A 13,307-nucleotide genomic window follows, 5' to 3' on the forward strand; every position below is an offset into this window, starting at 1 on the left:
CGACGTTATGCGGTATTAGCCACCGTTTCCAGTAGTTATCCCCCTCCATCAGGCAGTTTCCCAGACATTACTCACCCGTCCGCCACTCGTCAGCAAAGCAGCAAGCTGCTTTCTGTTACCGTTCGACTTGCATGTGTTAGGCCTGCCGCCAGCGTTCAATCTGAGCCATGATCAAACTCTTCAATTTAAAAGTTTGATGCTCGTGAATTAAACTTCGTAATGAATTACGTGTTCACTCAGAGACTTGGTATTCATTTTTCGTCCGGGGACGTTAAGAATCCGTATCTTCGAGTGCCCACACAGATTGTCTGATAAATTGTTAAAGAGCAGGTGCGACGCGGCTTTCAGCTCACCGTCGCGAGGTGGCGTATATTACGCTTTCCTCTTTCAGAGTCAACCCTGAATGTCAGGATTTTTCTCTTCAACCGACCGGTTGTTTGTGTGAAGTGATTCACATCCGCCGTGTCGATGGAGGCGCATTATAGGGAGTCGATTCAGGAAGACAAGCGGAAAAATGCATTTTTGTTTTAACCGCTCATCTTTTATCCATAACGCTTATTTTTGCTGCTTTTTTATCGCCGATGGCAGGTCGGCAAGGCTGTTTAACACCCAGTCCGCCGCGTTTTCTGCTTCTGCCGTGATCGGTTTGCCCGTACGCACCAGCACTTTTGTCCCGACATTTGCCGCCGCAGCCGCCTGCATATCTTCCAGCTTGTCTCCCACCATATAAGAAGCCGCCATATCGATATGCAGGAAATCACGCGCCGAGATAAGCATTCCTGGATGCGGCTTGCGGCAATCACATACCTGGCGGAACTCTTCTATACTGCCCTGCGGATGGTGAGGACAATAATAGATGCCGTCCAAATCGACATCGCGATCCGCCAACGACCAGTCCATCCATTCGGTTAAGGTTTCAAACTGCGCCTCAGTGAATTTGCCGCGCGCGATTCCGGACTGGTTCGTCACTACCACAAGCGCATAGCCCATTTTTTTTAGCTCGCGCATCGCGTCAATAACACCATCTATAAACTCAAACGCATCGATTTCATGTACGTAGCCGTGATCCACATTAATAGTGCCGTCACGGTCGAGAAAAATTGCGGGTACAGACTTTGCCACCTTTTATAGCTCCTGAGTAAAGCAAGTGACGCTAGTATCGCATGTTTCAGCAGGCAAGAAAGTGCTCATCGTATAAAGCCTGATTGATTTAGACGTCTGGATGCCTTAACATCCATTCTGTTGACGGCGTTGACCGTATTAGGCAGACGAAAATGCCTCCGCTAATTTCATTACGATAATAAAGAATCAATGATTAAACTTTCGAATATTACCAAAGTGTTCCATCAGGGGACCCGCACCATTCAGGCGCTGAACAATGTCAGCCTGCATGTCCCTGCCGGACAAATTTACGGCGTCATCGGCGCATCCGGCGCCGGTAAAAGTACACTCATTCGCTGCGTAAACTTACTTGAGCGTCCCACTGAAGGAAGCGTAATGGTGGGCGGCCAGGAACTGACCACCCTTTCTGAAGCGGAACTCACCAAAGCCCGTCGCCAGATTGGCATGATTTTTCAGCACTTTAATCTGCTGGCCTCACGAACCGTGTTTGGCAACGTCGCGCTGCCGCTGGAACTGGATAACACACCAAAGGAAGAGATCAAACGCCGTGTAACAGAACTGCTGGATTTAGTCGGTCTTGGCGACAAGCACGACAGCTATCCGGCAAATCTTTCCGGCGGTCAGAAACAGCGTGTCGCGATTGCCCGCGCGTTAGCCAGTAATCCAAAAGTGTTGCTGTGCGATGAAGCCACCAGCGCGCTTGATCCCGCGACCACCCGTTCGATTCTGGAATTGCTGAAAGATATCAACCGTCGCCTGGGGTTGACGATTCTGCTTATCACTCATGAAATGGATGTCGTGAAACGTATCTGCGACTGCGTTGCCGTCATCAGTAATGGCGAGCTTATTGAGCAGGATACGGTCAGCGAAGTCTTCTCGCATCCTAAAACGCCGCTGGCACAGAAGTTTATTCAGTCCACTCTGCACCTGGACATTCCAGAGGATTACCAGGCGCGCTTGAAAGCGTCGCCGGAAACTGACAGCGTGCCGATGCTGCGCATGGAATTCACCGGGCAGTCTGTTGACGCCCCGTTGCTTTCCGAAACCGCGCGACGTTTCAACGTGAACAATAATATTATCAGCGCGCAGATGGATTACGCCGGCGGTGTGAAGTTCGGCATTATGCTAACGGAAATGCACGGCACACAAGAAGAAACGCAAGCCGCAATTGCCTGGCTGCAGGATCACCATGTGAAAGTAGAGGTACTGGGTTATGTCTGAGGCAATGATGTGGTTACTGGTTCGTGGCGTCTGGGAAACGCTGGCGATGACCTTTGTCTCCGGTTTCTTCGGTTTTGTGATTGGCCTGCCGGTCGGCGTATTGCTGTATGTTACGCGCCCGGGGCAGATTATGGAGAACGCCAGGCTGTATCGCGCCCTTTCTGCGGTGGTCAATATTTTCCGCTCGATTCCCTTTATCATCCTGCTGGTGTGGATGATTCCTTTTACCCGGATAATTGTCGGTACCTCCATCGGTTTGCAGGCCGCGATTGTACCGCTGACCGTCGGTGCCGCGCCTTTTATCGCCCGTATGGTGGAAAATGCGCTGTTAGAGATCCCTGCCGGACTGATTGAAGCCTCGCGAGCGATGGGCGCCACACCATTGCAAATTGTACGTAAAATCCTTTTACCGGAAGCTCTGCCTGGTCTGGTGAATGCGGCAACCATTACGCTGATTACCCTGGTCGGTTACTCCGCAATGGGCGGCGCAGTCGGCGCAGGCGGCCTCGGTCAAATCGGCTATCAGTACGGTTATATTGGATACAATGCTACCGTGATGAATACGGTGCTGGTATTACTCGTCGTTCTGGTTTATTTAATTCAGTTATCCGGCGATCGCATCGTCAGGGCTGTCACGCATAAATAACGTTAAACACAACACAAATACTCATTAAGGAAATAAGCATGGCGTTCAAATTCAAAACCTTTGCGGCAGTGGGTGCTCTGATTGGTTCTCTGGCACTTGCGGGTTGCGGTCAGGATGAAAAAGATCCGAATCATATTAAAGTCGGCGTAATCGTTGGCGCAGAGCAGCAAGTTGCCGAAGTGGCGCAGAAAGTCGCGAAAGAAAAATACGGTCTGGACGTGGAATTGGTGACCTTTAATGATTATGTTCTGCCTAATGAAGCGCTGAGCAAAGGGGATATCGATGCCAACGCCTTTCAGCACAAACCGTATCTGGATCAGCAAATCAAAGATCGCGGCTACAAACTGGTTTCTGTAGGTAAGACTTTTGTCTATCCCATTGCAGGATATTCCAAAAAAATCAAATCACTGGATGAGCTCCAGGACGGTTCCCAGGTCGCTGTGCCTAACGACCCGACCAACCTTGGTCGCTCCCTGCTGCTGCTGCAAAAAGTGGGGCTGATTAAACTGAAAGACGGCGTCGGTCTGCTTCCTACCTCGCTGGATATTGTGGAAAACCCGAAAAATCTGAAAATTGTTGAGCTGGAAGCGCCGCAGTTGCCGCGTTCGCTGGATGACGCGCAGATCGCGTTAGCGGTCATCAATACGACATACGCCAGCCAGATTGGCCTGACGCCAGCGAAAGACGGTATCTTCGTTGAAGATAAAGACTCTCCGTACGTTAACCTGATCGTGACGCGTGAAGACAATAAAGACGCCGAGAATGTGAAAAAATTCGTTCAGGCTTACCAGTCTGATGAAGTATACGAAGCCGCAAATAAAGTTTTTAATGGTGGAGCGGTGAAAGGCTGGTAAGTTTTAGGCTGATTCCACAATCTGTAATATTATTCAGGACGGGCTATTGCCCGTCTTGTCATTTATGCAAGCTCCTGATTCAATATCTGGCAATTAGAACATTCATTGAGGAAATATTATGCGTGCTTTACCGATCTGTTTATTGGCACTCATGCTGGGCGGTTGTTCCATGCTAAGCAGATCCCCTGTTGAACCCGTTCAAAGCACCGCAACCCCGCCAAAAGCGGAGCCGGAGAAACCTAAAGCGCCGCGTGCCGCTCCCGTCAGGATTTACACCAATGCTGAAGACTTAGTCGGCAAACCTTTTCGCGATCTTGGCGAGGTTAGCGGCGAATCCTGTCAGGCGACAAATCAAGACTCTCCGCCTAACATTCCAACTGCGCGCAAGCGTATGCAGATTAATGCATCTAAAATGAAAGCCAACGCCGTCCTGCTGCATAGCTGTGAAATTACCAGCGGCACGCCAGGCTGCTACCGTCAGGCGGTTTGTATCGGGTCTGCCCTGAATATTTCGGCGAAATGAGCAGCTTTCAGTTTGAACAAATCGGCGTTATTCGCTCCCCCTATAAAGAAAAATTCGCCGTTCCGCGCCAGCCCGGTCTGGTCAAAAGCGCCTGCGGCGAACTGCATCTGATAGCGCCTTACAACCAGGCCGATGCCGTTCGCGGACTGGAAGCCTTCAGCCATTTGTGGGTGCTTTTCGTTTTTCATCAGACGATGGACGGCGGCTGGCGGCCAACAGTTCGTCCGCCCCGTCTTGGCGGTAACGCCAGAATGGGCGTTTTTGCCACGCGCTCCACGTTCCGCCCCAATCCGATTGGCATGTCGCTCGTTGCGCTAAAAGGTATCGAGTGCCGGAAAGAGAGCGTAATTCTGAAATTAGACAGCCTGGATCTGGTGGATGGCACGCCGGTGGTGGATATCAAACCGTATTTACCGTTTGCCGAAGCCTTACCGGACGCCGTCGCCAGCTATGCGCAACAGGCGCCGATGGCTGAAATGCCCGTGAGTTTTACCGCTGAGGTGGTTCAACAGCTCACGACGCTGGAAAGCCGTTATCCGCAGCTACGGACGTTTATTTGCGATGTGCTGGCGCAAGATCCTCGCCCGGCTTATCGTAAGGGTGAAGAAACGGGCAAAACCTATGCTGTCTGGCTGCATGATTTTAACGTGCGCTGGCGTGTGGTTAACACTGGATTTGAAGTGTTTGCGCTGGAACCACGGTAATTTCACGCCCTTCTCTTTTGACATCCCTTGCACACTGGTAAACTAAATCACTTTTTTTGTATCAGGCTCACATTGAGCCTGTTCGATCGTTCAACTGGAACCGTAACAACATGCGTACTAGCCAATACCTGCTCTCCACACTGAAGGAGACGCCTGCCGACGCCGAGGTTATCAGCCACCAGCTGATGCTGCGCGCCGGGATGATCCGCAAGCTCGCCTCCGGGTTATATACCTGGCTGCCGACCGGCCTGCGCGTCCTGAAAAAAGTCGAAAACATCGTGCGTGAAGAGATGAACAACGCCGGTGCTATCGAGGTGTCGATGCCAGTCGTTCAGCCAGCCGACCTGTGGCAAGAGAGTGGTCGTTGGGAACAGTACGGTCCGGAACTGCTGCGTTTTGTCGACCGTGGCGAGCGTCCGTTCGTACTCGGCCCGACCCACGAAGAAGTTATCACCGATCTGGTGCGTAATGAACTCAGCTCTTATAAGCAATTGCCGCTGAACTTCTTCCAAATCCAGACCAAATTCCGTGATGAAGTGCGTCCGCGCTTTGGCGTGATGCGTTCGCGCGAATTCCTGATGAAAGATGCTTATTCTTTCCACACCTCTCAGGAATCGTTGCAGGAAACCTATGACGCCATGTACGCCGCGTATAGCCGTATCTTCAGCCGTATGGGGCTGGATTTCCGCGCGGTACAGGCCGATACCGGTTCTATCGGCGGCAACGCCTCACATGAGTTCCAGGTGCTGGCGCAAAGCGGCGAAGACGATATCGTTTTCTCTGATGTTTCTGATTACGCGGCTAACATCGAACTGGCAGAAGCTATCGCGCCGCAAGCGCCGCGCGCAGCGGCGACGCAGGAAATGACTCTGGTCGATACGCCAAACGCCAAAACCATCGCGGAGCTGGTGGAACAGTTCAACCTGCCAATTGAAAAAACGGTAAAAACACTGCTGGTTAAAGCGGTGAAAGACAGCAAGTCTCCGCTGGTGGCTCTGCTGGTTCGCGGCGATCATGAACTGAATGAAGTTAAAGCGGAAAAACTGCCGCACGTTGCCAGCCCGCTCACCTTCGCTACCGAAGAAGAGATTCGCGCCGTGATTAACGCCGGTCCGGGCTCCCTCGGCCCGGTCAATATGCCGATTCCGGTCATCATCGATCGTACCGTTGCCGCCATGAGCGATTTCGCCGCTGGCGCTAACATCGACGGTAAACACTACTTTGGCATTAACTGGGATCGTGATGTGGCGACGCCTATTGTTGCCGACATCCGTAACGTAGTCGCCGGCGATCCGAGTCCGGATGGTCAGGGAACGTTGCTTATCAAACGCGGTATCGAAGTGGGGCACATCTTCCAGTTGGGTACCAAGTATTCAGAAGCGCTGAAAGCCTCCGTTCAGGGTGAAGATGGTCGTAACCAGACTTTGACAATGGGCTGCTACGGTATTGGTGTAACACGCGTCGTTGCCGCGGCTATCGAGCAGAACTTTGACGAGCGCGGCATTGTATGGCCTGACGCCATTGCGCCTTTCCAGGTCGCTATTCTGCCGATGAATATGCACAAATCCTTCCGTGTGCAGGAGCTGGCGGAAAAGCTGTACAGCGAATTGCGCGCGCAGGGCATTGAAGTGCTGATGGACGACCGTAAAGAGCGCCCGGGCGTGATGTTTGCCGATATGGAACTGATTGGTATTCCACATACTATCGTGATTGGCGATCGTAACCTGGATAACGACGATATTGAGTATAAATACCGTCGTAGCGGTGAAAAATCGCTGATTAAAACCGGCGATATCGTTGACTATCTGGTCAAGGTCATTAAAGGCTAAACGGCATCTTGTTGGGATTGTCCGGCGCCATCCGGCAGATATGTAAAGGCCTCGCACCATGCGAGGCCTTTTATTAGTGAGTGCAATCTTTACCTGGCGCAAACTTCGCATTTTTATCGGCTATTAGCATTTTTACCGGCTCGCCCGTGTCCGGATTCGCGGCAAAAACAAAATGCCCTTCTACCGTCAGCAGCACCGGTTTTTCCGCTTCGCCTTTAGCCGCCAGATAGCCGCGCTCAAGCTGGGCGTTACTGGCGACAGGGAGCCGTTTTCCGGTCGCGCAATCGGTAAAGGTCGCCGCATCGGCCATATATACATACATACCACGCAGCGGCATTGGCGTTACCGGCAGGCTGGCGGTAACAGGTTCAAGCGTATAATTAAGCTGCGAAGCTACCGGATTGCCTTCTCTGTCGAGCATCTCCAGCGCATTGCCTTTCGCGCGATAATACGATTTCTCGCCATTGCTGTCGGTTAACACCAGTTTATCCGCCGTCCGCGCCCAGGTACCGTATGACGCAAAAGAGGAAGGTTCTTCGCGAACGCCCTGATAGCGCTCGTTCATCACCCATGTGCCATCTTTTTCCAGAAACAGTGACGTTTCAATACCTTCACAATCCGCACAGGGCAGCACGCCGCGCCAGCTTTGCTGCATGGGTTTTAATTCCGCCGCCTGCGCAGGTTGCAGGGCGTCAACTTCCGCACGGTTATTACACCCTATCAAGGCAAATAGCGTGCAGGCTGCCGCTACTGACAATATTGCTGTTCTCACCATGAAATCCTTATGAAATTGCTATTCCTGCCCGTCAATCCAGTGGACGACGAACTTTACCGCGAAGCGCCTTTACAGAAGATTTTTGCGCCTTCGAGGACAAGCGGCGCTCTTTCGAGGCACGCGTCGGGCGAGTTGCGCGACGGCTTTTCTGCTCCGCGGTTAATTCTTTTATGACGGCAACCAGCCTGGCGATAGCCGCTTCCCGGTTGAGCTCCTGGCTCCGGTACTCCTGCGCCTTAATGATAATTACGCCATCATGGCTTATCAGATGGTGGCTGGCCGTCAGCAAACGCTGTTTATAATACTCTGGCAGGCCAGAGGCCCGGATGTCAAAGCGCAAATGAATCGCGCTAGAGGTCTTATTCACATGCTGGCCACCCGCGCCCTGCGCGCGAATGGCCGTAATTTCCAGCTCATTATCGTCTATGGAGACCGTCCGGGAGATGGCAATCATGAGGGCTGTTGCCAGGTGGTAAGCTGTATTTCCAGATTATTCCGAGCATCAGAAAGCCAGATTGCGCCGTCCTGAATTGTCGCCTGTAGCGTCATGGTACGATCGGCAAATTCACTGAGCTGCGCCAGTTGTCCGTCATCCAGATACCAGACGGACAGGTTAGCGAACTGCGCACACTTGCTTTGATGCTGCTGCCACCAGATTTGCGCCGCCCGGGAGTTATAAGCAAAGAGCGCGACGTCGCCCGCTTGAGTACAGGCTTTCTTAATACGGCGCTCATCCGGCAGCCCCAGCTCTATCCAGAGATCGATGCCCAGATGATCGTTGCGCAGCCAGGCCTCCGGCTCATCTTCCGCGCTAAGTCCGCGCGTAAACTGCAACCGCTCATCAGCATATTTTATCCATGCCAACAGGCGCAGCATCATACGCTCCTGCGTTTCAGAAGGGTGACGCGCCAGCGTCAATGCCGCATCCAGAAACTGGTTGCGATCAAGGTCAGCCACATTGACGACGGCTTTATAAATTGTCGCTTTAAGCGCCATGAGAAACTCCTTTCGAATCAGGCATCCATTGTAGCGAAAACCGCGCTAAAAGGCTGTTAACGAATCTTTTACTCACTCGCGTCAGGCGCTGATATTGCGTAAATGAGTATGGTATAGTCACCTTGCTAAACAGGATTTAACTTCGTAGGCTTAGACTTGCATCCACGGTTAAGTCAGAATGCTGACAGGAGGGCGTGTGGAAAAATATTGTGAGTTAGTACGCAAGCGGTATGCGGAAATCGCCAGCGGAGACTTAGGGTATGTCCCGGATGCGCTGGGTTGTGTATTGAAAGTGCTTAATGAAGTGGCGGCAGATAGCGCCCTTTCAGAGTCGGTCAGGGAAAAGGCAGCTTATGCTGCCGCGAACTTACTGGTGAGCGATTATGTCAATGAATGAAACGTATCAACCCATTAATTGCGATGACTACGATAGTCTTGAGCTTGCCTGCATGCATCATTTAATACTGACGCTAACGTTAAAAGATGGCGAGATTTTGCAGGCAAAAGCGAACGATTTGATATTACGTAAAAACGTGGAATATCTGCTTGCCGAGGTTTCCGGCGAGTCTCGTGAGCTTCGTCTCGATAAAATCGCCAGTTTCAGCCACCCGGAAATTGGTACAGTGGTGGTCAGCGAATCCTGAATCCTGCGGCCGGATAAGGCATTTTCGCCGCTATCCGGCATTTTATGCTTCTTCTCGCCACAGTAACGCCACACCGTCTTCGTCATTCGCCAGCCCGTCATGGGTGACAAAGTACCCCGCCGCCGCAATCAGCGTATCGCCATAAAACAGCAGCGGCGTGGTATCGCGCCGCCAGGAAGGCACATTCAGCTCCTGCCAGATTTTCTTCAGCTTACGTCCGCCGTGACGTCCCACAATATGTAGCACCCCTGGCGCCTTAAAACGAATGCTGACGGATTCTTCCTCTCGCGGCTGGCGCAGTTCGCCGCCAGGAACGAGCTGTACCGTCCCTAAGCTGGCAGGCAGCGCCAGCGGTGTTTGCCAGACGGGCCAGGCGACCGTCGTTTCGCTTTGTCCGGCCACGGATTTAATCCACCACAGTTGTGACTGATAACGGCGAATCTCGCGATCGCCAAAACGTAAACAGGGAGAGGCATCGTCGCGCGCCAGCGCTACTTCCTGCCAGATACGCTCCAGCGCGTCGCGAGAGGGCATCGGCGCATTACGCGTCGCCAGCCAGCGACGCAGAATCGCCGCCCGCCGTACATCGCTCATCGACATTAATGGAGAGAGCCGCAATGTTCCCCGCGCCGTGATACAGTCCGTAAGCTCGCAGGCCAAAAGTTCGTCCAGCAGCCTTTCTTGCTCGGCGCAGAGCGCCGCGCTACGGGCTACCGCCGCAGAGAAATGCGGCCAACGCTGCTGCAAGAGCGGAAGCGCGCGCAGGCGTAAAAAATTGCGATCGTAGGCATCATCCTGATTGCTTTCATCTTCGATCCAGCATAAGTCATGACACACAGCCCACTGTTCCAGCGTCTCCCGCGTTTCTCTCAACAGCGGGCGAAGAAGCTGAGTTCCGGCAAAAGGCGAGCGTTCTCCCATCGCGGAAAGTCCGGCCGGACCGCTACCGCGCTTTAACGCCAGCAGGAATGTTTCACACTGATCGTCACGGTGCTGCGCGGTTGCCAGCACTTCGCCAGGCAATAACGTCTGTGCGAACGCCCGGTAGCGCGCTTCACGCGCATGGGCCTCGATACCCAGGCCATTATCCGCCAGAGTCACCCTCTCTACTACCAGCGGAACCTGCCAGCGTTCGCATACGGTTTCGCAATGCCGCACCCAACTATCAGCATGAGGGCTTAAACCGTGATGAATATGGATAGCACGCAGCGTGACGTCAGGATGACGTTCTCGCCACAACACCAGTTGATGCAAAAGCACCGTAGAATCCAGGCCGCCGCTAAAGGCGGCCAGAATACGGCGAGAAGAGAGTAACGAAGTATTCAGCGTGAGAGTGGTCATGGTTCGTGCTTATAGTGACTTTGCCCGGCAACGTTACCTGGCTAGCGCCTTAATGACAAGTCTTACTGCTCATACAGCTCAAGCGGCAAACCGTCCGGATCGTTGAAAAAAGTAAAGCGCTTCCCGGTATACGGATCGACGCGTATCGGTTCGCACTTAACCTGATGCTTTTCCAGATGCGCAACGGCGTTTTCTACATTTTCCACACTGAAAGCCAGATGGCGCAGGCCGCAGGCTTCAGGTCGGCTTGGACGCGCCGGAGGGAAGGGAAAAGAGAAAAGCTCAATCACATACTGCCCGTTTAGCGCCAAATCGCCCTTCCACGAGTCACGCTCTTCCCGCCAGGCTTCGCTTATCAGCTCGAATCCCAGAATATCGCAATAAAACGCCTTGCTCACCACATAGTCTGTCGCAATGATCGCGATGTGATGAACCTGTTTTAATCCCAGCATAGCGTCTCCTTTATTGATTATCAGTACGTTACTCGCCACATTCCCGTCAGGCAAGCTAACAGGCGTGTTTTAAGACTCGTACCTGGTACACCCCATCTTCATTCCGCTTCGCGCCGTGAATATCCGTTTCAAAACCGGGATAATGCTGACCAATCGAACATAGCATCAGCAGAAAATCGAGCACGGCCCGACTCTGTTGCGTGATCCTCTCGCCGGGCATCAACAGAGGAACGCCTGGCGGATAAGGCAGGATCATATTTGCGGAAACGCGCCCTGGCAGTTGATCGAGCGCCACGGTTTCCACCTCGCCTTTGATCTGACGCTGCCAGGCCTGGTGCGGTGTCATGATCATCTCCGGTAAAACCTCGAACGCCCGCAACATCAGCCCCGGAAGATCGTGCTGGCGGATCAGTTTATGAATCCCCTGCGCCAGATCCTGAATGCGCATATTGCGATAAAAATCAGGATCTTCCGCATACAGATCCGGCAACATATTTTTGACGCGCAGGTTAAGATCGTAGGCCCGTTTAAATTCCGTCAGTCCGCGCAGCAGCCCCATTGCACGGGTCTTATCAATCCCTATGCTGAACAAAAACAGCAGATTATACGGCCCGGTTTTTTCCACCACCACGCCTCGCTCATCGAGGAACTTCGCCACCAGCGCGGCAGGTATCCCCTCTTCGCTCATGTTGCCCTGTTCATCCATTCCCGGCGTCAGGATTGTCACCTTAACCGGATCGAGGAACATATGATCGTCATCAGCATCGGTGAAGCCGTGCCATGTTTTTCCCGGCGCTACCGGCCAGCATTCGGCCTCATCAACCTCTACCGGCTGCCAGATATCAAAGAACCAGCTATCGGACTCTTCACGTAACCGCTGTACCTCTTTACGAAAATGGAGCGCCCGTTCCACCGAACGATTAATCAATCTTTTCCCCGGGTTACCGCGCAGCATCGCCGCCGCAGTCTCGATAGAGGCGACAATGGGATAGCTCGGCGATGTAGAGGTGTGCATCATAAACGCTTCGTTAAACGTCTCTTCGTCATATTCCCCTTTGATATGAATAAGCGACGCCTGCGAAAAAGCCGCCAGCATTTTATGGGTGGATTGCGTTTCGAAAATCACTTTTCCGGGCACCCGATCGCCGCTCATCCCACTTTTCCCCTGGTAGATCGGATGAAAATGAGTATAGGGTACCCAGGCGGAATCAAAATGGATCGAGGGAACGTCCAGTATCTGCTTGATCCAGTTAGTGTTATATAGCAGACCATCGTAAGTAGAATTGGTGATAACCGCATGAACCGGCCACTGCGCCTGCTCGGTTTCCGCCACCTTACGCGCAATGCTGTCACGGGTGAACTCACGCTTAGGAATACCGCCGAGAATGCCGAGCGCATTGCGCGTCGGCTTTAGCCAGAGAGGCACCACATCGCTCATCATCAGCAAATGCGCCAGCGATTTATGGCAATTACGGTCAATAAGCAACGTACTTCCCGCAGGCGCGGCATACATACCGACAATTTTATTCGAGGTCGACGTACCGTTCGTCACCATGTAACTCTGCTCGGCGCCAAAAGTACGGGCGATATACTCTTCCGCTTCCAGATGCGGCCCGGTGTGATCCAGCAGTGACCCCAGTTCAGTCACCGAAATCGACACATCAGCTTTTAAGGTATTGCCGCCAAAAAAGTCATAAAACAGACAGCCTGGCGGACTTTTCTGATACGCCGTACCCGCCATATGACCCGGCGTACAAAAGGTATATTTTCCTTCTTTAGCGTAGGTAAACAGCGCTTTGGTAAACGGCGGCGTAATATTATCGAGATATTCGTTGGTATATTGATGAATGCGCGTCGCTATATCTTCGGCCTGCCCCAACGCATACTCAAAAAACCACAGCGCCATGCGCATATCGTAAACGCTAACGTCCAACGTCGAGTTGGTATTGATAAAGGCGTAGAGGGGAAGGTATTCATTTAGCTGATTAATTTCGCTACAAAGGTCGAGGCTGTATTCATCCCAGTCAAAAATAACGCCGCAAATGCGTGGGTTATGTTCAATAAACTTCAACAAATCAACGCTATTTTGCGGCCAGATAATTTGAAATCCCAGGGATTGTAATGCACGCTCAAGCTCCTTGATGGGTTCATCTTTATAATAAACCCCGTGCGGCCCCATAATGGCGATGATGTTCATGCT

15 protein-coding genes and 1 rRNA gene are annotated in these 13,307 nt (G+C 52.5%); 8 read left to right on the forward strand and 8 right to left on the reverse strand.

Going from position 1 to position 13,307, the window contains the following annotated elements; genetic code table 11:
• Positions 1–187, reverse strand: a 16S ribosomal RNA gene (locus AC3G3F_RS00005); the annotation flags it as partial.
• Positions 188–555: 368 nt separating this feature from the next.
• A complete protein-coding gene (gmhB, locus tag AC3G3F_RS00010; protein ID WP_001140156.1) occupies positions 556–1,122 on the reverse strand; it encodes a D-glycero-beta-D-manno-heptose 1,7-bisphosphate 7-phosphatase in 567 nt (188 codons plus the stop codon).
• A 189-nt stretch (positions 1,123–1,311) separates the two neighbouring features.
• Between gmhB and metN the strand changes: the two genes are divergently transcribed.
• From metN to proS, 6 genes are all read left to right on the forward strand, one after another.
• Entirely contained in the window at positions 1,312–2,343 is a 1,032-nt protein-coding gene (metN, locus tag AC3G3F_RS00015) for a methionine ABC transporter ATP-binding protein MetN (protein ID WP_053508712.1), read from the forward strand.
• Positions 2,336–2,989: a methionine ABC transporter permease MetI gene (locus AC3G3F_RS00020; RefSeq protein WP_001287482.1), complete on the forward strand. Its 654-nt coding sequence runs from the start codon at positions 2,336–2,338 to the stop codon at positions 2,987–2,989. The genes metN and AC3G3F_RS00020 overlap by 8 nt, the downstream gene beginning before the upstream one ends.
• Positions 2,990–3,027: 38 nt before the next feature.
• The gene (gene metQ, locus AC3G3F_RS00025; RefSeq protein WP_000874218.1) at positions 3,028–3,843 is read left to right on the forward strand and encodes a methionine ABC transporter substrate-binding lipoprotein MetQ; all 816 of its coding nucleotides are present in this window, start codon (positions 3,028–3,030) and stop codon (positions 3,841–3,843) included.
• A gap of 118 nt (positions 3,844–3,961) precedes the next feature.
• A complete protein-coding gene (gene rcsF, locus AC3G3F_RS00030) occupies positions 3,962–4,366 on the forward strand; it encodes an Rcs stress response system protein RcsF (protein WP_001202315.1) in 405 nt (134 codons plus the stop codon).
• Entirely contained in the window at positions 4,363–5,070 is a 708-nt protein-coding gene (tsaA, locus tag AC3G3F_RS00035) for a tRNA (N6-threonylcarbamoyladenosine(37)-N6)-methyltransferase TrmO (RefSeq protein ID WP_053508715.1), read from the forward strand. The genes rcsF and tsaA overlap by 4 nt, the downstream gene beginning before the upstream one ends.
• 110 nt (positions 5,071–5,180) lie before the next feature.
• Complete coding sequence (gene proS / locus AC3G3F_RS00040) at positions 5,181–6,899, forward strand: proline--tRNA ligase (RefSeq protein WP_080070482.1); 1,719 nt, start codon at positions 5,181–5,183, stop codon at positions 6,897–6,899.
• Positions 6,900–6,972: 73 nt separating this feature from the next.
• On the opposite strand, the gene nlpE is transcribed toward proS, so the two are convergent.
• Genes nlpE through AC3G3F_RS00055 form a run of 3 tightly spaced genes read right to left on the reverse strand, consistent with a single transcriptional unit; the run spans position 6,973 to position 8,670 of the window.
• Complete coding sequence (gene nlpE / locus AC3G3F_RS00045; protein ID WP_079790245.1) at positions 6,973–7,674, reverse strand: envelope stress response activation lipoprotein NlpE; 702 nt, start codon at positions 7,672–7,674, stop codon at positions 6,973–6,975.
• Positions 7,675–7,705: 31 nt separating this feature from the next.
• Positions 7,706–8,128, reverse strand: a complete 423-nt coding sequence (arfB, locus tag AC3G3F_RS00050) for an alternative ribosome rescue aminoacyl-tRNA hydrolase ArfB (RefSeq protein WP_053508721.1) — start codon at positions 8,126–8,128, stop codon at positions 7,706–7,708.
• Positions 8,125–8,670 carry a YaeQ family protein gene (locus AC3G3F_RS00055; RefSeq protein WP_053508723.1) on the reverse strand — a complete coding sequence of 182 codons (546 nt, stop codon included), beginning with the start codon at positions 8,668–8,670 and terminating at the stop codon, positions 8,125–8,127. The genes arfB and AC3G3F_RS00055 overlap by 4 nt, the downstream gene beginning before the upstream one ends.
• Before the next feature lie 196 nt (positions 8,671–8,866).
• Here AC3G3F_RS00055 and AC3G3F_RS00060 point away from each other — a divergent pair, with 196 nt between their 5' ends.
• Complete coding sequence (locus tag AC3G3F_RS00060) at positions 8,867–9,067, forward strand: YaeP family protein (protein WP_001518678.1); 201 nt, start codon at positions 8,867–8,869, stop codon at positions 9,065–9,067.
• Entirely contained in the window at positions 9,054–9,314 is a 261-nt protein-coding gene (gene rof / locus AC3G3F_RS00065) for a Rho-binding antiterminator (RefSeq protein ID WP_000062326.1), read from the forward strand. Before AC3G3F_RS00060 ends, rof begins: the two co-directional genes overlap by 14 nt.
• Positions 9,315–9,356: 42 nt before the next feature.
• On the opposite strand, the gene tilS is transcribed toward rof, so the two are convergent.
• The 3 genes from tilS to ldcC form a co-directional block, all read right to left on the reverse strand.
• The gene (gene tilS / locus AC3G3F_RS00070) at positions 9,357–10,655 is read right to left on the reverse strand and encodes a tRNA lysidine(34) synthetase TilS (protein ID WP_053529445.1); all 1,299 of its coding nucleotides are present in this window, start codon (positions 10,653–10,655) and stop codon (positions 9,357–9,359) included.
• 62 nt (positions 10,656–10,717) lie between these two features.
• Entirely contained in the window at positions 10,718–11,107 is a 390-nt protein-coding gene (locus AC3G3F_RS00075; RefSeq protein ID WP_053508727.1) for a VOC family protein, read from the reverse strand.
• A 55-nt stretch (positions 11,108–11,162) separates the two neighbouring features.
• A complete protein-coding gene (gene ldcC / locus AC3G3F_RS00080) occupies positions 11,163–13,304 on the reverse strand; it encodes a lysine decarboxylase LdcC (protein ID WP_409528575.1) in 2,142 nt (713 codons plus the stop codon).
• Positions 13,305–13,307 lie beyond the last annotated feature (3 nt).

This window comes from Salmonella sp. FC25216 (genome assembly GCF_057751355.1).

What these genes read in the sequence shown, in the direction of transcription:
- metN (WP_053508712.1), top strand. Translation starts at nt 1,312, where the DNA reads ATGATTAAACTTTCGAATATTACCAAAGTGTTCCATCAGGGGACCCGC.
- AC3G3F_RS00020 (WP_001287482.1), top strand. Translation starts at nt 2,336, where the DNA reads ATGTCTGAGGCAATGATGTGGTTACTGGTTCGTGGCGTCTGGGAAACG.
- metQ (WP_000874218.1), top strand. Translation starts at nt 3,028, where the DNA reads ATGGCGTTCAAATTCAAAACCTTTGCGGCAGTGGGTGCTCTGATTGGT.
- rcsF (WP_001202315.1), top strand. Translation starts at nt 3,962, where the DNA reads ATGCGTGCTTTACCGATCTGTTTATTGGCACTCATGCTGGGCGGTTGT.
- tsaA (WP_053508715.1), top strand. Translation starts at nt 4,363, where the DNA reads ATGAGCAGCTTTCAGTTTGAACAAATCGGCGTTATTCGCTCCCCCTAT.
- proS (WP_080070482.1), top strand. Translation starts at nt 5,181, where the DNA reads ATGCGTACTAGCCAATACCTGCTCTCCACACTGAAGGAGACGCCTGCC.
- nlpE (WP_079790245.1), bottom strand. Translation starts at nt 7,674, where the DNA reads ATGGTGAGAACAGCAATATTGTCAGTAGCGGCAGCCTGCACGCTATTT.
- arfB (WP_053508721.1), bottom strand. Translation starts at nt 8,128, where the DNA reads ATGATTGCCATCTCCCGGACGGTCTCCATAGACGATAATGAGCTGGAA.
- AC3G3F_RS00055 (WP_053508723.1), bottom strand. Translation starts at nt 8,670, where the DNA reads ATGGCGCTTAAAGCGACAATTTATAAAGCCGTCGTCAATGTGGCTGAC.
- rof (WP_000062326.1), top strand. Translation starts at nt 9,054, where the DNA reads ATGTCAATGAATGAAACGTATCAACCCATTAATTGCGATGACTACGAT.
- tilS (WP_053529445.1), bottom strand. Translation starts at nt 10,655, where the DNA reads ATGACCACTCTCACGCTGAATACTTCGTTACTCTCTTCTCGCCGTATT.
- AC3G3F_RS00075 (WP_053508727.1), bottom strand. Translation starts at nt 11,107, where the DNA reads ATGCTGGGATTAAAACAGGTTCATCACATCGCGATCATTGCGACAGAC.
- ldcC (WP_409528575.1), bottom strand. Translation starts at nt 13,304, where the DNA reads ATGAACATCATCGCCATTATGGGGCCGCACGGGGTTTATTATAAAGAT.